We start from the raw sequence: 18,299 nt of genomic DNA, 5'->3' as shown, positions 1-18,299 counted from the left end.
GCCTGAGATGTCAATGCGCACTTCGAACCCTATAGGGTTCGAAGTGCAAATCAAAGGGATCCACTTCCTCCAACGCTTCTCCGTTTGAACGTTGGTGCTCATCGACCTCTGGGCGATTTCTCATCGTGATCTGCGTCCCTATTTTTTTGCCTTAAGTGCTACTGGCTTCCCCAACAAAAGGATGAAAGCACCGCAGCGGCACCGAGTCGACGGAGCCGCTTAGGCGCAACCCGTTAAACATAGTTCGGCTTAGCCTAGTCATCGGACTCTCCAGCTGCATGACCGTACAATTCAAGATGGCTAAAGCGCACGTCGTTCCGGCCGGGCCTGAAACCCCGCCCTCTAAGCTTCGAGCGGGCCTTTGCTCCGAGGGCGCCCTGCAGGTGACTCGTTCGATCTCCATCCGCTTGTCTGAAACACGCGGCACTTACACCCGGGCTTCACTCGAACATACTGATCGCGCTTCGCAAGGTACGAGAGCGCCTGATCGAGCAGCGCGCGCTTAGGCAGATCGTAATAATCCACCCTGCCAATTCCCCAGTTCCGATACGCCCGCCGGTCACGGTTGCAGTTGTGCGCGAAGCCGCGACCCTCAGTGATCGTCTCCCAGTGGTCACCGATCAATCCCGCGACGAAGGCATCTCTCTGCACTCTTGAGCCGTCGAAAAAGAAAACGCAATGGAAATGGTAACCTCCCCAGCGGGACCACTCCATCTTCCAGATGTATCCCACCATGTTACTGAACGTTTTGTTACCACGCATCTGACGAACAAAACGCCGCAGGTCCCTTTTAGCAGTATGGACGTCAATGCGAGCAAAATTCTCCGCTGCAACCGAAGATTCCACTCCGTCGAGGTGCCGCATCACATCCCTCTGTGCTTTTGCTTGCAATCGCTCCCCGGCCGCGTGAAGCTCGTCTTCCGCAAGACATGTTTCGCGGTAGAGGAGATCCACCCGCAGCACGAGCAGTCGGGCTGTCCGTCCAAATATGCTGCTCACACACTTCCGAATACTCGCGAGATTTTTATTTGCATTACGCTTCCAATCGGCAACTTTTTTGCAAGTTCCCTGCACTTTTGCCTCCGCACGCATTGTTGCAACGAAATCGTTGAACAGGTCAGCTTCAATGAGACCACTCCCCGCTGGCGTGCACGGATCGTCGAAGAAGCATTGCGTGACTACATGCCCGCGCAAACAATCGAAGAACAGCGATATGTCTGGACTGTAGTTAACATCATCAGAAAACAGTTCCATGAGTGTGCGGAATATGCAGAAGAAGCCCGAAAGCTTGGAGGTAGCCTTCGCCTCCTTTCGTCGCGTACCCATCGTCACCTCGAACGCCGGATCGTCAGTTGCCAGCACCAGACCTGTGAACCTGATTAGCCGCCAGAGCTCATTGGTATATTGCCCGAGCATAAAGACCTTGCCATTCTGCGAAACAACACTGTTGAGTTCCTCATCGATCCCCTCAGAACAAATTTGCTCCATCGTCAACTTGTCGTGTTGGACGTTGTCAGCCATCGTTTCTCCCTAAGCGAGCTCCATCATGCAGAGCCGGAGCACTAATTGCATCGGATATCGGTTGTTCACGGACAGATACCCAATGGCGTGTCCATGCATGGACCGCCATTCGCTCACCGTCATTCTCTACGTTTCTCAGTCGAATACCCACTAACCCGTATTTTCCCTGCGCGTTCTCCCTTCCAATCTTTCAATATCTTTATGAAATCGTCGTTACCGTCCGGCCTCCCATTACGTTACTGTTCACACGTGCGCGATGAATCCTCGAATCTCAATCTTAATCTCATTAATTAACCAGAATCGCTCTTTGCAAAACCCTCGCATTCAGTGCTTCTTGCGATCAACAATCCCGACGTACGTCGGGGATTTCAGGAAACAAGGGCATGCGAAGTTATGCCGAAAGTCCTCTTAGGCATAACAGATTCATATCGTCGCGTACACCTGTAGCCAAGCCACCGAAGTCCGATCAGAAAGCAGGCGAGCAAACAGGAGGGTTCCAAGACGCGTCTGCCCCTACAAGAACTAACTCCCATTCAAAAGAACTAATTTTCAGCCTCCGCCTGTGTCCGGCTACGCGACGCTTCGAGGCTGGGCACGTCTAATTTGATCCTTTTTTGAGAGAGCGCGCGCCACAGTAGTACTTGCAGCGTGCGCGATTAAACGGCGTAACTTGAGGAGTCCATGCCTTGTCAGTTTGACAAGGCATATTGGCTTCTTCGTCATACAAAGATCAAGAAAGTAGAACTAGCATGCGGCACGAGTACAAGCGTTTATTCGTCTTCGAGTGGATCACACATAGTCTGATAGTCCATATCAGAGATATAACCCGCAAATCGGTCCACCGGGATTGCGTACTGGTGTGCCAAATCCGTTATGACGACGTCACTAGCATACGAACTGGCCTGCCGGACGGCCTCGCTTTCAGCGTATCCGATCACAAAGCCGACTTGAAATTCGAGGGCGTATGAAATCATTTCGAATGCGGACAGAGGGTTTCCCGCGCCGCTTCCTGCGTTATAACCGGCTCCGAATTGGTCAGAACGCCCGCTTCGCGGCCGTTTTCTTCGAACCATCTTAGCGCGTGGTGCCTTCGGCTGTTGGGCCGCATCGCTGTGAGTGTTTGCAAAACGACGAGGGCGGTGCATCATTTCGCGCTCCAGGTAAGCAGATGCGAAACAGCGTCGGCAGGCCATCTAAGCTTCCCGTTTGGAAGCTTGACAGGCCGAACGCCAAAATAGCTTCCTGTCTGCGAATAGCGCTTTCTGATGGATTGTGCATTCATTGCGAGCGCCGCAGCGAACTCAGCGGTAGTTATGCGGCGGCTCTCGAATGCGGTCGAATGGTTTGACGACATGTTGGCTCCAAGCTGATCGTGACGTAATGTGTCGCGGTGCGAAAGGGACCGGGTCGATAAACTAAGTTTATCGCCGCACCCCTCAACGCTTATCGCTTGAGGCCAATAATAAAATCCCGGTGTGGAACTGAGTCCTCGGCCGGGATTTATAACCCAGCCGGGACAGTCGTTTCAAGCTTTCCGGCCACGATTTTCAGGGCTTTCTGGGGAGGTTTTTGACGTCGCCATATTCAAGGACCGCAAGTTCGAACTGCTGCCACTCTGTCCGCCACTTCGCCAACGACTTGACAGTCTGAAACCGCTCACGAAACGCTTTAATGCGTATCCCGCGCGCCTCAATCGCTAGTCGCGCCAAAAGGACCGGATCCCAAGTCGCGGTTTTCCCTCGGCCGCGCCCGCCTCCGACTCTGGCGGGCCGCGGCCAAGCAAGCTCAGTCAAGTTTTTTTTCCATTGGTCTGCCGTCCATCCTTCTTCACCCCAGCGGCCGATGCCATCGAAAGCGACGGCGATTGCCAGCGTTGGCAAAAGCGGCGGCTTGCCGTCCACGCTTGCGCCCCGCGATGCGCTAGACCCTGCCTTGAACTCTACATCCCGCTCGGATGCTTGAGCCGGCGACTCAAGCTTTACTCTGCTTAGGAGGACAGGCGCGCGGCTGATCCTTGCTCTTGAGCGAAGCCGTTCAGAATTCTGAAACTCACGAATCCACGGTGTGTCAATCGCTTCTTCGCCACACCAAGCAAGGAACTCGCGCGGACTAACATGAGGCGGTTTGCTCTGCTCCTGCCACTTTCTCACGATGCGAAGTGCAATCTGGAGATCGTCAGACTCGCCAATTGGAATTTCGTCGCAATCCAGAGACGGTGCGAAACCACACGCAAGTAACGCCCCGACGACCGGTGTCCAAACACGTTGGTCCAAAAATCTCTTCACATACTCGTGCTTCTCTCTGATCGCTCTAATTCGGTCGACGAGGGGAATTTTTTGTTCAGTCATACGTTCCGGGCGCGAGCGTGGCTCCATTGCAATACCGCCATCTTATTCATATCCGTTAAGGTGTTTCGGGAAGCTGTCGTTCCCGCCTGAATTGCGCGGCATCGAACGGGATTCCAGCCTGGGCGAGGAGCCACACCTCGATTTTGTCATGCCACATCCGAAGTAGATCCAACGGACGACGCCGATAATGCTTTTCCGCGATGGCTGACGGTTTATGTCCTTGAATCTGCGCGACCACGCCTACCGGGACTTCGCACCACTCCGACAGAGTCCCGAAAGAGCGGCGAAGCCCATGCAGAGTCACGTGTGGTAGTCCAGCCGCTTTCAATGCTTTCACATGGGCGATTCGCGGTTCCGCAATCTTGCCATCGGAAGCGGTACAGCTAGCGAAGACCCACTGTGACGGAGCCCACGTCTTGCGCTGCGCAGCGAGGCGAGCAGCTTGGCGTGGGTTCGGCGGCGTCTCGTTAATCCGCTTTAAATCCAGCAATAGCGATGACAAGTAAGGCGTCAGCGGAATCGAGCGGCCACCCGAACCCTCAACTTTGTCATCTAAGACCAGACTGCGCCACTGAAAATCGACGTCCTTCCAACGCAACGCCGCCAACTCTTCGCGCCGTGCGCCGGTAAGCAGTAAGCCCTGCAGATAAGCGCTGATGACCGGATTCCCGATGTCGCGCACGCCGCCAAACCATGAAGACAATTGCTCTCGCTGCAGTGAATCGCCCTCCTTCGCTCTAACGCGGGGAACGGCGTCTTTCACACTGCGCGCCCTGTATGCATCGGCCGGCACCAATCCGCGGTAAGTGGGAGTTTCCGACGTCCAGCGAATAAAGCCTCGCAATAGTCGAAACGAAAGTGCTGCCATCGTTGGACGTTCGGCCGTTTGGGACACCAGCCATTCAGCAATTCGCTCACTTGTCAGCTCGATGAGCTTGTTTTGACGTAGCGCTGCAAGCGGGCCGGCTTGAGTCGTACCTTCGCCACGCTTCTTAGGCTTACCGCCAGCGACCGAATGTTGCAGGTGGTCACGGTAGTGTCGTGCGCTCCAAAATGACTTGCGCGATTCAACATATTCATCCCATGCATCGCTGAAGGTCGCATCCTGGCGCCGCGCGTCTGCCCGGCGCGCCGCGTGCGCTATCTGCTCTTCAACGCGGAGTTCGCGTGGATCTTTCCCGTCGTCAATTAGCGTTTTAAGCCTGCTTGCCTCGGTGCGAGCCTTTCCAAGCTCCCAAGCCCTAGCATCCCCTATTGTCAGCCGAATTGTCTTGCCGAAAAGACGCGATTCAAAAATGTACGCGCGTGAGCCAGCGGCAGTTACTCGCAACCCGAAGCCTGGCGTTTTCGCGTCCCAGTAGATACTTTGTTGCTTTGCAGATTCGCACACGAAGCCCTCGACGCGCGCTGCAGTGAAATTTTGCTTTTCCATCTCGTCCGTGTGTAGGCACCATGTAGGCAATTGATCGGGAAATCGATCAATTCAAATCAACCGAAAGATCCGTGCAAAACACTGCAGCCCCCTTATTTTACTACTGACTATGTGCCTACATGGAAATACATCTATCTGGAAGACCGTCGTTTTTTTCGGACTCTTAATCCGTAGGTCGAGTGTTCGAGTCACTCACGCCCCACCACCCGATTCATGCAAAAAGCCCAGTCCTCGTGACTGGGCTTTTTGCTTTGCGGGACCTCATCTACCTCACCGCCACCCAGATTTCCGTCACCAGATCGGCAGGCGCGGTCTCCCTCGGATCATTGAGATACACCTCGAACACTGGCGCATCTCCCGTTTCCCTACCCGACTTCGGCAGCCACTCCCCATACAGCCACTGATACGCAAAACAAAGCTGCGCATACGGTCCGACATGCGTGAGCACGGCAAACTCCCCACCCGGAACCTCGACGCGCGAAACCGGCGCCTCGAACTTCACCGCATCGGGCTCGAACAACTCGCAGCATGCCATCGACCGCAATTCCTCAGCCGGCACCGCCGATGGATCATCGAAGTAAATGCCAAGGGACCTCGCCCGCGAATCGACCAGTCCACGCGTCGCCAGCCAGTGAAACAGCATCTCGAACGCGCGACCAATGCCCATGTAATCACCCCGATGCTCAATCGCCGCGACACTGAATCCTTCCTGCGTACGAATATCGACCTGATGTTGTTGCATCGCTCCCTCCTTCGATCCGAAACCATCGATCGCCCCGAACATCGAGGCCCCGCCCTCGTTCCTGAACTGTCCCGGCGCCATCCGGTAACTCGCCTGAAACGCTCGCGAGAACGCCTGCGCGCCGCTGTAACCGGCCCGCGCGGCAATGGCGTCGATCTGCGCCTCACCATGCAGCAACTCGTTCGCCGCCCGATGCAGCCGCAAGCGCCGCACGGTCGCCGCCGCCGTCTCGCCATAGAATCCGTGATAGATCCGATGCCAGTGATACGGCGACAGACACGCCACCTCGGCGAGACGATTGAGATCGAGTTCGTCGTCGAGATGATCGTGGATATAGGCGACCACGCGCGCGAGCCGCGTCTCGTAAAGCTTTTCGGCCATGCTGCGCTCCAGGAAGAAGTGCATACGATGCTCAAAAAGTAGCACGACCCGCCTTAGCATTTCTTGCTGACTTTCCACACTGCGTCGGAAGCTCACGCCGCCCGCATCGCCTCGCCTCGCGAGACGCGTACACTTCCGTCTTTGAACGAAGCAATCACGCCGCGCCGCGCACACCGGGCGCTCCGCGCGATGCAACAACGAGAACCATCGAACATGTTCACCTGCCGAAACCAGTCCTGCGAAGCACAGTGGGAGCCGTCGGACGTCGTCATCAAGAACGAGGGCCAAGGCCTCTTGTTCCGCTGCCCGATGTGCGGCGCGCGCAATTACGTCGCCCGTCACGAAGCGGCCGACGGCAACGTCTCCTACGAACAACTCCGCGACGTCCCGCCCCACGGCGAGCGCTGATCGACATGACCACCGACACCTCTTTCAGCAGCCTGCCGCTCACGCCCGCGATGCAGGCGAACCTGCAGCAGCTCGGCTATCAATCGATGACGCCGATCCAGGCCGCCAGCCTGCCGCCCGCGCTCGCGGGTCACGATCTCATCGCGCAGGCGAAGACCGGCAGCGGCAAGACCGCCGCGTTCACTTTGCCGCTGCTCGCCAAGCTCGATCCGAAGCAATTCGCCGTGCAAGCCCTCGTGCTCTGCCCGACCCGCGAGCTCGCCGACCAGGTCACGCAGGAAATCCGCCGTCTCGCGCGCGCCGAGGACAATGTGAAAGTGCTGACGCTCTGCGGCGGCACACCGATGCGCCCGCAGATTGCGAGCCTTGAACACGGCGCGCATATTGCCGTCGGGACGCCGGGGCGCATCATGGATCACCTGGGGCGCGGCACGCTCGCACTCGACGCCGTGCGCACTCTCGTGCTCGACGAAGCCGACCGCATGCTCGACATGGGCTTCTTCGACGACATCGCATCGGTCGCGCGGCAATGTCCAAAGGATCGCCAGACCTTGCTGTTCTCGGCAACCTATCCGGAAGGCATCGTCAAGCTGAGCCAGCAGTTCCTGCGCAATCCGCGCGAAATCAAGCTCGCCGAACAGCACAGCAACGCGAAGATCAAGCAGCGCTTCTATGAGGTCGCGGATCACGAACGCCTGCATGCGGTCGGCCTGTTGCTGGATCACTATCGCCCGGTCAGCACGCTCGCGTTCTGCAACACCAAGCAGCAATGCCGCGATCTGCTCGACGTCCTGCTCGCGCAAGGCTTCGAGGCGCTCACGCTGCACGGCGAACTCGACCAACGCGAGCGCGATCAGGTGCTGGTGCAGTTCGCCAACCGCAGCTGCTCGGTGCTGGTGGCAACCGATGTCGCCGCGCGCGGTCTCGATATCGCCCAGTTGGAAGCAGTGATCAACGTCGATGTCACGCCGGATCCGGAAGTGCATGTGCATCGCATCGGCCGGACGGGACGGGCGGATCAGGAAGGCTGGGCGCTGTCGCTGGCGAGCATGGACGAGATGGGGCGTGTCGGTTCGATCGAACAGGCGCAGCGCGCGGAAGTGGAGTGGCATCCGCTTGCCGAACTGACCTCGGCTGCGCCCGGGCATCTCAAGCCGCCGATGGCGACGCTTCAGATCCTCGGCGGCCGCAAGGACAAGATCCGTCCCGGCGACGTGCTCGGCGCCCTCACCGGCGAAGCGGGCTTTGACGGCAAGCAGATCGGCAAGATCAACGTGATGGACATGGTCACTTACGTGGCGATCGAACGCGGCGTCGCCGACGACGCCGTGCGTCGGCTCGGCAACGGCAAGCTCAAGGGGCGCAAGGTGAAAGTGCGCCGCATGTAGTCAGGCTCAGACTTTCTGCGAAGGGTCGCGGGCGATGGTGTCCGGCTTGGAAGTCGCGTTTGCAGGATTGCGCGTCATCAGCCGCAGCCCGCTCGCGATACTCCCCGCGCCCGCGAAGGCCGCGCCCAGCGAGAGCGCAAGCGTCGGTCCATGTTTGCCGGCAAGGCTGAAGCACAACGCCACGAGCGCCGCGCCGGTCGCCTGTCCAATCAGACGCGAGGTCGCGATCACGCCACTCGCGCCCCCGCTGCGTTCGCGCGGTGCGCTCGACATGAACGCCTTCAGGTTCGGCGACTGAAAGAACCCGAAGCCCGCGCCGCAGATGGCCATGCGGACGCAAATCTCCAGTACATGCGGCTGCGCGGGCAGCATGGCCAGCGACACCATGCCCACGCACAGCAGCGCGAGTCCGATTCCGCCCAGCAAGCCTGGCGATTGCCGGTCGGACAGACGGCCGGCAATCGGCGCCATCAGCGCGACCAGCGCGGACCACGGCGTCATCAGGAATCCGGTCTCGACCTGGCTGCGGCCCAGCACGCTCTCGAAGAAAAACGGCAGCGACACGAACGCGAGCCCCTGCGCGGCGAACGAGCAGATGGCGGTCATTGTCGAGAGGGCGAACATGGGGCGGCGGAAGAGATCGACGGGCAGCATCGGCGCGGGATGACCGCGTTCACGACGCAACAGCAACACGCCCGCCACCAGCGTCACGCCGAACGATGCGAGCACGATCTGCGTCGGCGCACGCTGCGACGCCTCGCCAAGCGCGAAGATCAGCGACGCGAATGTGATGACGTTGAGCAAGGCCGCCACGCGATCGAAGCCGTGCTCGGCACGTTTGGTCTGCGGCAACGACGGCCACGCGATGATCAGCGCGAACACGCCGACCGGCAGGTTCACCGCGAACAGCCATGGCCAGGTGCCGAGCGAGAGCACGATGGACGCGACCGTCGGCCCGACAGCAAACGCGATGCCGACGACCAGCGCATTCAGCCCGACGCCGCGCCCCAATCGATGCGGCGGAAAGATGGCGCTGATGAGCGCGGCGTTGACGCTCATGATGGCGCTCGCGCCGAGGCCTTGAAGCAGACGCGCGGCGACGAGCGTCGGCAAGGACCACGAGAACGCACACAACGCCGACGAGATCAGGAACACCACCAGCCCGCCCAGATACACGCGCCGATGCCCGAGGATGCCGCCGAGCGCGGCGAACGGCAGCAGCGTCGCGACCATCGCGAGCTGATACGCGTTGATGATCCAGACGGACGCGGCAGGCGTCGTATGCAGGTCGGCGGCGATGGCCGGCAACGCGGTGTTGGCAATGGCTGTGTCGAGTGTCGCGAGCGCGACCGACAACAGGATCGCCGCCATGCCGCGCCGTTCGAGCGGGGTCATTGGGGCGTCGGGATCGTGGGGCAGGTCTTGGTCTTGGGGACGTTCTTCGGTGGGCACGGCGCTGAATCCGGATTAAGCGAAAGAAGAATAAGCCGAAACGATACGGGATGGCGGCGGTTTTTGCTGGGGCAAGGATGGAGGGCTTTCAGATGGCTTTCCGGAAGGGTGCGCGGGTATGCTCTGGCGATGGCGTCGATCATGGGAGACCGGGAGATGGCGATTCGAATCGTGAGGCTGGGGACGCCGCGTGCGCAGGGTGAAGGCTTGCGTATCGGCACGGTGCGGAGGCCGCCGCGTGGGGTGCCCAAGGCGGAATTCGCAAAGCGTGATTTCTATGACGTGTGGTATCCGGTGCTGTCGCCGACGCAGGATTTGGTGACGGCTGCGCTTCATGCCGAGAGCGACAAGGAATGGCGCGCCTTCGTGAAGAAATTCAAGACGGAAATGGCCGCGCCGGATGCGAGCAGGACGCTGGACCTGCTGGCCGCGCTGTCGCATCAGACGAACATGGCACTGGGATGCTATTGCGAGCACGAGGCGCGGTGTCATCGCTCGGTGCTGCGGGAGTTGTTGACGGCGCGAGGGGCGGAGGTGGTTTGAGCCTGGGCTTCAGAGTGGTCGCGCGCTGCCCTTGAACACCTGCTGTCGATGCCACTCGACGAAGCCGCCCGCCGGGTGGTGTTCGGTTCGCACGGGCGCGTTCAACTGGCCGCCGTGGTGTCGAAGGAGGATCTCTTCGAAACGTTGGCCGCCGTGGGCTTTCTCCGAGACCAGCACGCGACGATGATCGCCGAGCGTGAAGGCGCCGATATCGAAGAGCTTGTGATGCAGGCAGCACAGCGCGATACCGTTCTCGACGGCGTCCGGCCCGCTCGCCTGATGCCACTTGATGTGCGCCGCTTCGAGGCCAATTGTGATGTTGCCGATGCGCAAGTCCAGATCGCATAGCGCGCATCGGTACTGGTAGGCGGTCAGCACGGCTTCGCGGAATCTCGGGTCGCGGCGGCGCTGCCTGGCGGCGGTTTCGTCTTCGTTTTTTAATGTGGTTGAGTCATCGAGAGCAAGACCGACGGCATCAAGAATGTCGCTGTGAATGCTCTCCGGGAAATGAGCGGTGAGCAGTACGCGGGCAATCGTAGTGATTGCCTTGGGGTCGCTTTCCAGGAATGTCTGAACGTCGGGTGAGAAACGTCCGCTTGCGTCCAGGTTTCGCAGTTGCCCCTTGCTTAAATCGTTTTCGAGCAAGACGATATTGCGATTCGTGCCGAGCGTGACCTCCCAGATGGCGTCATTCTTCAAGCGCACAAAGGGGGCCTCGGGATAAAGCGTGCGACGCTGAGGCGCGAATTCTCTCAAGAGCTCGCACAGACGAGACTCGTACTCGCGAAAAGGTATGTCTCTGACGCCTTGCTGGAACAAGGCCAACGCCATCAGAATCAGCAGCGGCTTGTGAGGCGCACGCTCGCCGTTGCGCCGCCAGATATTCAAGTTCTCAAAGCTTTGCAGAATTCCGGATGGGCCGATTGCGGTCATGACTCAGACAATGTTCATCGACAAAGAAAAACCCGTGACGCATCGTGCGATCACGGGTTTGTGGAACCGGAAACGGGGTCTGTCTACCCCTCAAACATCAATATTCCCCGCCCTCAACGCATTGCTCTCGATGAAGGCCCGGCGCGGCTCCACATCATCCCCCATGAGCGTGGTAAAGATCCCGTCCGCCGCGATCGCGTCCTCGATCTGCACGCGCAACAGCCGCCGCACACTCGGATCCATGGTCGTTTCCCACAGCTGCCCGGGGTTCATCTCCCCCAAGCCCTTATAGCGCTGCTTCGAAACATTGCGCTCCGCATCCGCGATCAACCACTTCATCGCGCTCTTGAAGTCCGTCACAGCCATCGACCGCTCGCCGCGCTTGATCAACGCACCCTCGCCGATCAAGCCCTTGAAGGTATCCGCCGTCGACACGAGCTGCTTGTAGTCCGCCGTCAACTGAAGGTCTTCATCGATCACCGAGACCTTCACATTCCCATGATGACGCCGCTTGATATGCAGCGACCGCAGCTCGCGCACCTGATCGTAGGCCGGCACGACGTTGACTTCCGGCTTCAACGGATCCGCCCGCAAGCGCGCTTCCAGATGCTTCGCCGATTCCTCCGCCGCCTCTTGCGACGACAGATCGAGCACGACACCATCCATCACCGCCTCGAGCGACGCCGAATCGTAGATCCGGCTCAACCGATCGATCACCGCCTGCGCCAGCAGATACGCCCGCGCCAGTTCGCCGAGCGCATCGCCCGCGATCGCATCGGCGCCTTCGGCCGGGATCAGCTCCGAGCCCTGCAGAGCCAGCTTGAGCATGTGCTGATTCAGCTCATGCGCGTCCTTCATATACCGCTCGTCCTTGCCCGCCTTGATCTTGTACAGCGGCGGCTGCGCGATATAAATGAACCCGCGCTCGACGATCTCCGGCATCTGCCGATAGAAGAAGGTCAGCAGCAGCGTCCGAATGTGCGCGCCGTCCACGTCCGCATCGGTCATGATGATGATGCGGTGATAGCGCAGCTTGTCCAGGTTGTAATCGTCCTTGCCGATGCCGCACCCGAGCGCCGTCACCAGCGTCACGATCTGCTCCGAAGAAATCAGCTTGTCGAAGCGCGCCTTCTCCACGTTCAGCACCTTGCCGCGCAACGGCAAAATCGCCTGGAACTTGCGGTCACGCCCCTGCTTCGCCGAGCCGCCCGCCGAGTCGCCCTCGACGATATAAATCTCCGACTTCGCCGGATCCTTCTCCTGGCAATCGGCCAGCTTGCCCGGCAACCCAATGCCGTCGAGCACGCCCTTGCGGCGCGTCATCTCGCGCGCCTTGCGGGCCGCATCGCGGGCACGCGCGGCATCGACGATCTTGCTCGTGATGATCTTCGCGTCGTTCGGCGTTTCCTGCAGATAGTCCTCGAGCGCCTTCGCGACGACTTCCTCCACCGGCGCGCGCACTTCGGACGACACCAGCTTGTCCTTGGTCTGCGAGCTGAACTTCGGCTCGGGCACCTTCACCGAGAGCACGCACGACAAACCTTCGCGCATGTCGTCGCCGGTCGTCTCGACCTTGGCCTTCTTGGCGATCTCGTTGTCGATGATGTACTTGTTGATGACCCGCGTCATCGCCGCGCGCAGACCGGTCAGGTGCGTGCCGCCGTCGCGCTGCGGAATGTTGTTGGTGAAGCAGACCACGCTTTCGTTGAAGCTGTCGTTCCACTGCATCGCCACTTCGACGGTCACGTTCTCGCGCTCGCCCACCGCATGGAACACGTTCGGATGCAGCACCTGCTTCGCCTTGTTGATGTACTCGACAAAGCCCTTCACGCCGCCGCCGAACGCGAAATCGTCTTCCTTGCCCGTGCGCTGATCCGTCAGGCGGATGCGCACGCCGTTGTTCAGGAACGAAAGCTCGCGCATGCGCTTGGCGAGGATGTCGTAGTGAAACTCGACATTGCCGAAGATCGTGGCATCCGCAAGAAAATGCACTTCGGTGCCGCGGTTCTCGGTGTCGCCGACCACCGGCATCGGCGAATACTGCACGCCGTTTTCCTCGACGATCTCGCGGTTCTGCACGAAGCCGCGCGCGAACTCCATGAAGTGCTTCTTGCCGTCGCGACGCACCGTGAGGCGCAGCCATTCGGACAGCGCGTTCACGCACGACACGCCCACGCCGTGCAGGCCGCCCGACACCTTGTAGCTGTTCTGGTCGAACTTGCCGCCCGCGTGCAGTTCCGTCATGACGATCTCGGCGGCGCTGCGCTTCGGATCGTGCTTGTCGTCGCGCTTCAGGCCGGTCGGCACGCCGCGGCCGTTATCGGTCACGGAAATCGAATTGTCCGCATGGATCACGACGTGAATGTCGTCGCAATAGCCGGCGAGCGCTTCGTCGATGGAGTTGTCCAGCACTTCGAAAACGAGGTGATGCAGACCGGTGCCATCCGACGTATCGCCGATATACATGCCCGGCCGCTTGCGCACCGCCTCCAGACCCTCAAGGATCTGAATGGACGAGGCGCCGTAGCTGTTGTCGGGCGTGTTGTCGGGTTGCGAATTTGTGTTTTCAGTCATGGAATTTTCCGGTTCTGCTTCACTGCCTGGGTTACCGCTCGAACTTTTCTGAACACCATTAAAAACGCCAAAGGGGCGCGCCGCCCCTTGGAGTGTTCACCGTGAATGCGCGGGTCAGATGCGCATCGGCATCACTACGTACTTGAATTCCTCGTTCTCGGGAATCGTGATGAGCGCGCTGGAATTGGCGTCGCCGAGGCTGACCGTCAGCGTGTCGACCTTCAGGTTCGCGAGCACGTCGAGCAGGTACGTGACGTTGAAACCGATGTCGACGGTGTCGCCCTGATACGCGATCTCCAGTTCTTCCTGCGCCTCTTCCTGATCAGCGTTCGTGGACATGATCTTGAGCTGGCCCGGCTCGACGAGACAGCGCACGCCCTTGAACTTGTCGGAGGTCAGGATGGCCGCGCGCTGCAGCGAGCGCTGGAGTTCCTCGCGGCCGATCTCGAAGCTGTTCTTGTGCGACTTCGGAATCACGCGCTGGAAGTCCGGGAACTTGCCCTCGACCAGCTTCGACACGAGTTCCACCTGGCCGAAGCTGAACTTCACCTGCGTGGCGGCGATGTCGATCTTCAGATCGTCGTCGATGTCTTCCAGCAGGCGCTGCAACTCGAGAATGGTCTTGCGCGGAATGATGACTTCCTGGCGCGGGAACGAACCTTCGATCTTTATCGACGAGAACGCGAGACGGTGGCCGTCCGTTGCGACCGCCATCAGCTGGTCGCCGTCCACCACCAGCAACATGCCGTTCAGGTAGTAGCGAATGTCCTGCTGCGCCATCGCGAAATAGACCATGCCGAGCAGCTGGCGGAACGTCTTCTGCGGAACCGAAAGGCTCGCGCCGAAGTCAGTAGCCTGGTTGACGGTCGGAAATTCGTCGGCGGCGAGGGTCTGCAGCGCGAAACGGCTCTTGCCGGAACGCACGGTCAGGCGCTTGTCGGAAAGATCGAGCACGACTTCACCGGAAGGCATGGCGCGCAGGATGTCCAGCAGCTTGCGCGCGGCGACCGTGGTGGCGACCTGGTCGCTGCCGACGCCGAAGTCGGCGCGGGTCGTGATCTGGAGTTCGAGGTCGGTCGAAAGGAACGACACGTCGGCGCCGTTCTTGGTGATCAGCAGATTGGCGAGGATCGGCAACGTGTGGCGGCGTTCTACGATTCCGCTCACGGTTTGCAGCGGCCTTAGAAGATTATCTCGTTCGGTCTTGACCAGTTGCATAGAGTTCCTTCGTTGATGTGTCGGCCCGTCCGCCGGTTTCGCCACCACTGGGTTTGCCACCCTGACCGACGGACAACCTCGTAACCCGCGTTGCCGGCCCCCCGCCGGTCACTCGCGACAGCTTTGCGCCAAGCCGCCCAGGCCATGAGCGGCGAAACCTGTATTGTGCCTCAAAACGGCCGCGCTCCCTAAAAATGGGGGCCGTTTCGTCAAAAAACAGGCCCGCGCGCGCAATATCTGACGCGTACGCCCGCAGCGCTCCGTGAATCGCGCGTCAGCCCTTCAAGGTCTGTTCGAGCACGTGCAGTTCGTGGTTCAACTGCGCATCGGTGCTGCGCTCGGACCCGATCTTGCGCACGGCGTGCAGCACGGTGGTGTGATCGCGGCCGCCGAACAATTCGCCGATCTCGGGCAGGCTTTTCTGCGTCAGTTCCTTCGCGAGATACATCGCAATCTGGCGCGGGCGGGCAATGTTAGCCGGCCTTTTTTTCGAATACATGTCGGCGACCTTGATGTTGTAGAAGTCGGCCACCGTCTTCTGGATGTTCTCCACCGAGATCTGGCGGTTCTGCACCGTCAGCAGGTCCTTCAGCGCTTCCTTGGTCAGTTCGATGGTGATGTCGCGGCCATGGAACTTCGAATACGCGAGGATCTTGCGCAGCGCGCCTTCGAGCTCGCGGACGTTCGAGCGCAGATGCTTGGCCACGAAGAACGCCACGTCCTCCGAGAGGCTCACGCCCTCCGACTGCGCCTTGCGCATCAAAATGGCGACGCGCATTTCCAGCTCGGGCGGCTCGATTGCCACCGTTAGGCCGGAGTCGAAGCGCGAGATCAGACGATCGTCGATGCCGGAGATTTCCTTCGGATACGTATCGCTCGTGATGATGACCTGCGCCTTGTTGGCGACCAGCGCCTCGAACGCGTAGAAGAACTCTTCCTGGGTGCGCGACTTGCCGGAGAAGAACTGAATATCGTCGATCAGCAGCAGGTCGAGCGAGTGGTAATAGCGCTTGAAGTCATCGAACGCCTTGCGCTGGTACGCCTTCACGACGTCCGAAACGTACTGCTCCGCGTGGATGTAGCGGATCCGCGCGCCGGCCTTGTCCATCAGCAACTGATTGCCGATCGCGTGAATCAGGTGCGTCTTGCCGAGGCCCACGCCGCCATACAGGAACAGCGGGTTGTACGAGATGCCCGGATTGTCCGCGACCTGGATGGCTGCGGCGCGCGCGAGCTGGTTCGCCTTGCCGGTCACGAAGTTGTCGAAGGTCAGCACCGGATTGAGCTTCGAACGCTCGTAGGCGGAATCGTTTTCACCGCCGGCCGGCGGAGCGCCGCCGGGACGCCACGTGCGACGGCCCGCGGCGGCTTCGTTCGCATCGAGGCTAGGAAGGTCGAGGTCGGCGGGGTCTTCGGGCATCGACTGCGCGTGTTGCGCGGCCTCGGCAGCAAGCGCGTTGATATGCGCGGCCGCGTTGGCGTGCGCGACGACCGAAGGCGCGGGCGGCACGGCCGCCGCCGGCGCCGGTGCGCGCGGCGCGACGGGCGCGCTCGGCCGCGGCGCGGCGTTCGGACCGCCGCCGATTGCGTTGCGCGCGGTCGCCTTCGGGTCGAGGACGAACTGGACGTCGATAGGCGCGCTGAAGAAATCGCGCGCGACGTCGGTGATTCGTCCGGCGAACTGGCTTTTCACCCAGTCAAGCTTGAAACGATTGGGAGCAGCGATGCGCAATGTGTGCGCATCGGCATCGAATTCGACCGGGGTCAGCGGTTTGATCCACGTGACGTACTGCTGCGGCGTCAGTTCCCGCGCCAGCAGTGCGGAACAGTGTTCCCAGAAATCGTTCATCGAATGCGGTCGTTTTGGTTGCTCCGCGCACCTGAGGGCCGTGCTTGCCGAACGTTCGTCCGTTGACGGCAAGTCCCGGCACAGCCGAGCAGACCTGCTCCGGAGCCTTGCGCCGCAAGGGTTTGCGGGCGGACAGCGAGCCGAAGCAGCGAGCGGATATTTGGGAGTAAGGCGAGATTCTAACGCCAAAAGAGACCGGCGCGCGAGTTATCCACAGGGACACATCAGGGTCCCGGAAGCCTGCAAAAGCAGTCTGCGAGCGCTTGGCGTGCCGCTAAGCTATTGACGGTCAATAGAAAAGCAGTTTAAATAGCGGGTTCCGCGAAAACAGAATTCCTGAACCTCCGGCCATCGCGCTTGCAGTGATCACACTGGAGCCAAGCCCGCGCGGTCAATCAACTCAAGTGAGAGCACCATGAAACGTACTTACCAACCTTCAGTGACGCGCCGCAAGCGCACCCATGGCTTCCGCGTTCGCATGAAGACCGCGGGTGGCCGCAAGGTCATCAACGCGCGTCGCGCGAAGGGCCGCAAGCGCCTGGCAGTCTGAGTCTGCTGGCATTGCCGCAGATGGCCGCTCGTGGCGTTTCTGCCGACGAGCCGATCATGCGCCGCACAGAAGTCTTGAATCAGGACATCGTTCAGTTGCCGGCGCAGGCCACGTTCCCCAAGGCCGCAAGGCTGCTGAAAACGGATGAGTTCTCATCCGTTTTTCGTTTGCGCCCCTGGCGACGTTCGCCGCACTTCGTCCTGTACGGGAAGCCAACGGGTCATGCAGCACGGCTCGGGCTGGTCATCGGCAAGAAGCAGGCGCCGCGCGCCGTCACGCGCAACCTGGTCAAGCGGCTGGCGCGCGATGCGTTCCGGTTACGGCGCGAGCAGCTGAGCGGCTTCGATATCCTCGTGCGGCTGCATTTGAAGATCGACCGCAAGGCCATGCCGAGCGCGAGTTCGCCGCCGCTTCGGGCGCTCATCGGTCAGGAACTGGAAGCCTTGTTCGACCGTGCGGTACGCGAAGCAGCGCGCCGTTCGGCCGATTCCGTGACGGAGCCGCCCAAGGCGCCCCCCGTCGACGATTCATCCGACCCGAGCAGTTCATCCGGGTCATGAAGCGCAGATGCGCCAGGTTTTGTCTCCGTGACGAACCCGGCGCGCAGCGCGAAGCTTATGCAAACGGCACTCATCGCGTTGTTGCGCTTCTACAAGCTTGCTGTGAGCCCCCTGCTCGGCAACCGCTGCCGCTTTTATCCTTCCTGTTCTGACTACGCACGCGAGGCAATCCAGTATCATGGCGCCGCGCACGGCACGTATCTCGCCGTTAAACGGCTCTGCCGCTGCCATCCTTTCTCGGCCGGCGGCATCGATCTCGTGCCGGCTCCTCCGGGGCACGTCGGCGAACCCGACAAGCCAGCTTCGCAACCGGATTCCGCATCGTCGGACCCGTCCGCGCGCAACAAGCTTTCAACACTAAACGGCGCTGAAGCGCTTTCCGATCGACACTGAGACAACG

Annotated in this window: 15 protein-coding genes; 6 read left to right on the top strand and 9 right to left on the bottom strand. The window is 60.4% G+C overall.

Translation table 11 applies throughout. The features are described 5' to 3' along the window. Positions 1-342: 342 nt before the first annotated feature. From QCE63_RS01605 to QCE63_RS01590, 4 genes are all read right to left on the bottom strand, one after another. The gene (locus tag QCE63_RS01605) at positions 343-1,521 is read right to left on the bottom strand and encodes an inovirus-type Gp2 protein (protein ID WP_309829890.1); all 1,179 of its coding nucleotides are present in this window, start codon (positions 1,519-1,521) and stop codon (positions 343-345) included. A gap of 1,547 nt (positions 1,522-3,068) precedes the next feature. Next, positions 3,069-3,869, bottom strand: a complete 801-nt coding sequence (locus QCE63_RS01600; protein WP_309829888.1) for a hypothetical protein — start codon at positions 3,867-3,869, stop codon at positions 3,069-3,071. 55 nt (positions 3,870-3,924) lie between these two features. Then, entirely contained in the window at positions 3,925-5,301 is a 1,377-nt protein-coding gene (locus tag QCE63_RS01595) for an integrase arm-type DNA-binding domain-containing protein (protein ID WP_309829887.1), read from the bottom strand. A 265-nt stretch (positions 5,302-5,566) separates the two neighbouring features. Continuing rightward, a complete protein-coding gene (locus QCE63_RS01590) occupies positions 5,567-6,448 on the bottom strand; it encodes an AraC family transcriptional regulator (RefSeq protein ID WP_309833641.1) in 882 nt (293 codons plus the stop codon). 189 nt (positions 6,449-6,637) lie between these two features. Between QCE63_RS01590 and QCE63_RS01585 the strand changes: the two genes are divergently transcribed. Together QCE63_RS01585 and dbpA are read left to right on the top strand one after the other, a co-directional pair. After that, positions 6,638-6,832 carry a hypothetical protein gene (locus QCE63_RS01585; protein ID WP_309829885.1) on the top strand — a complete coding sequence of 65 codons (195 nt, stop codon included), beginning with the start codon at positions 6,638-6,640 and terminating at the stop codon, positions 6,830-6,832. Positions 6,833-6,837: 5 nt separating this feature from the next. Further along, positions 6,838-8,220, top strand: a complete 1,383-nt coding sequence (gene dbpA / locus QCE63_RS01580) for an ATP-dependent RNA helicase DbpA (RefSeq protein ID WP_309829882.1) — start codon at positions 6,838-6,840, stop codon at positions 8,218-8,220. Positions 8,221-8,226: 6 nt separating this feature from the next. On the opposite strand, the gene QCE63_RS01575 is transcribed toward dbpA, so the two are convergent. Next, entirely contained in the window at positions 8,227-9,615 is a 1,389-nt protein-coding gene (locus tag QCE63_RS01575; RefSeq protein WP_309829880.1) for an MFS transporter, read from the bottom strand. Positions 9,616-9,828: 213 nt separating this feature from the next. Here QCE63_RS01575 and QCE63_RS01570 point away from each other — a divergent pair, with 213 nt between their 5' ends. Next, positions 9,829-10,215, top strand: a complete 387-nt coding sequence (locus tag QCE63_RS01570) for a DUF488 family protein (protein WP_309833639.1) — start codon at positions 9,829-9,831, stop codon at positions 10,213-10,215. A 9-nt stretch (positions 10,216-10,224) separates the two neighbouring features. Here the strand turns inward: QCE63_RS01570 and QCE63_RS01565 are convergent, their stop codons facing one another. The 4 genes from QCE63_RS01565 to dnaA form a co-directional block, all read right to left on the bottom strand. Beyond that, positions 10,225-11,148 (bottom strand): phosphorothioated DNA-binding restriction endonuclease, encoded by a 924-nt coding sequence (locus QCE63_RS01565; RefSeq protein ID WP_309829878.1) that lies wholly within the window; start codon positions 11,146-11,148, stop codon positions 10,225-10,227. A gap of 90 nt (positions 11,149-11,238) precedes the next feature. After that, complete coding sequence (gene gyrB, locus QCE63_RS01560) at positions 11,239-13,722, bottom strand: DNA topoisomerase (ATP-hydrolyzing) subunit B (RefSeq protein ID WP_309829876.1); 2,484 nt, start codon at positions 13,720-13,722, stop codon at positions 11,239-11,241. A 114-nt stretch (positions 13,723-13,836) separates the two neighbouring features. Next, entirely contained in the window at positions 13,837-14,940 is a 1,104-nt protein-coding gene (gene dnaN, locus QCE63_RS01555; protein ID WP_309829874.1) for a DNA polymerase III subunit beta, read from the bottom strand. Positions 14,941-15,214: 274 nt separating this feature from the next. After that, the gene (gene dnaA, locus QCE63_RS01550; protein WP_309829871.1) at positions 15,215-16,789 is read right to left on the bottom strand and encodes a chromosomal replication initiator protein DnaA; all 1,575 of its coding nucleotides are present in this window, start codon (positions 16,787-16,789) and stop codon (positions 15,215-15,217) included. A 415-nt stretch (positions 16,790-17,204) separates the two neighbouring features. Here dnaA and rpmH point away from each other — a divergent pair, with 415 nt between their 5' ends. The 3 genes from rpmH to yidD are packed head-to-tail and all read left to right on the top strand — an operon-like array spanning position 17,205 to position 18,292. Next, a complete protein-coding gene (gene rpmH, locus QCE63_RS01545) occupies positions 17,205-17,339 on the top strand; it encodes a 50S ribosomal protein L34 (protein ID WP_006998755.1) in 135 nt (44 codons plus the stop codon). A gap of 20 nt (positions 17,340-17,359) precedes the next feature. Beyond that, a complete protein-coding gene (gene rnpA / locus QCE63_RS01540) occupies positions 17,360-17,899 on the top strand; it encodes a ribonuclease P protein component (protein ID WP_404990110.1) in 540 nt (179 codons plus the stop codon). A gap of 57 nt (positions 17,900-17,956) precedes the next feature. Beyond that, entirely contained in the window at positions 17,957-18,292 is a 336-nt protein-coding gene (yidD, locus tag QCE63_RS01535; RefSeq protein ID WP_309833637.1) for a membrane protein insertion efficiency factor YidD, read from the top strand. The last annotated feature ends 7 nt before the right edge of the window (positions 18,293-18,299 follow it).

This window comes from Caballeronia sp. LZ065, assembly GCF_031450975.1.
GTDB lineage: Bacteria > Pseudomonadota > Gammaproteobacteria > Burkholderiales > Burkholderiaceae > Caballeronia.
This window is presented reverse-complemented; position numbering and strand designations above follow the sequence as displayed.

Coding starts and splice junctions, on each gene's coding strand:
- QCE63_RS01565 (WP_309829878.1), bottom strand. CDS start 11,148: ATGACCGCAATCGGCCCATCCGGAATTCTGCAAAGCTTTGAGAACTTG.
- QCE63_RS01590 (WP_309833641.1), bottom strand. CDS start 6,448: ATGCACTTCTTCCTGGAGCGCAGCATGGCCGAAAAGCTTTACGAGACG.
- QCE63_RS01605 (WP_309829890.1), bottom strand. CDS start 1,521: ATGGCTGACAACGTCCAACACGACAAGTTGACGATGGAGCAAATTTGT.
- dbpA (WP_309829882.1), top strand. CDS start 6,838: ATGACCACCGACACCTCTTTCAGCAGCCTGCCGCTCACGCCCGCGATG.
- gyrB (WP_309829876.1), bottom strand. CDS start 13,722: ATGACTGAAAACACAAATTCGCAACCCGACAACACGCCCGACAACAGC.
- QCE63_RS01575 (WP_309829880.1), bottom strand. CDS start 9,615: ATGACCCCGCTCGAACGGCGCGGCATGGCGGCGATCCTGTTGTCGGTC.
- dnaN (WP_309829874.1), bottom strand. CDS start 14,940: ATGCAACTGGTCAAGACCGAACGAGATAATCTTCTAAGGCCGCTGCAA.
- QCE63_RS01570 (WP_309833639.1), top strand. CDS start 9,829: ATGGCGATTCGAATCGTGAGGCTGGGGACGCCGCGTGCGCAGGGTGAA.
- rnpA (WP_404990110.1), top strand. CDS start 17,360: ATGGCCGCTCGTGGCGTTTCTGCCGACGAGCCGATCATGCGCCGCACA.
- dnaA (WP_309829871.1), bottom strand. CDS start 16,789: ATGAACGATTTCTGGGAACACTGTTCCGCACTGCTGGCGCGGGAACTG.
- QCE63_RS01600 (WP_309829888.1), bottom strand. CDS start 3,869: ATGACTGAACAAAAAATTCCCCTCGTCGACCGAATTAGAGCGATCAGA.
- QCE63_RS01595 (WP_309829887.1), bottom strand. CDS start 5,301: ATGGAAAAGCAAAATTTCACTGCAGCGCGCGTCGAGGGCTTCGTGTGC.
- rpmH (WP_006998755.1), top strand. CDS start 17,205: ATGAAACGTACTTACCAACCTTCAGTGACGCGCCGCAAGCGCACCCAT.
- QCE63_RS01585 (WP_309829885.1), top strand. CDS start 6,638: ATGTTCACCTGCCGAAACCAGTCCTGCGAAGCACAGTGGGAGCCGTCG.
- yidD (WP_309833637.1), top strand. CDS start 17,957: ATGCAAACGGCACTCATCGCGTTGTTGCGCTTCTACAAGCTTGCTGTG.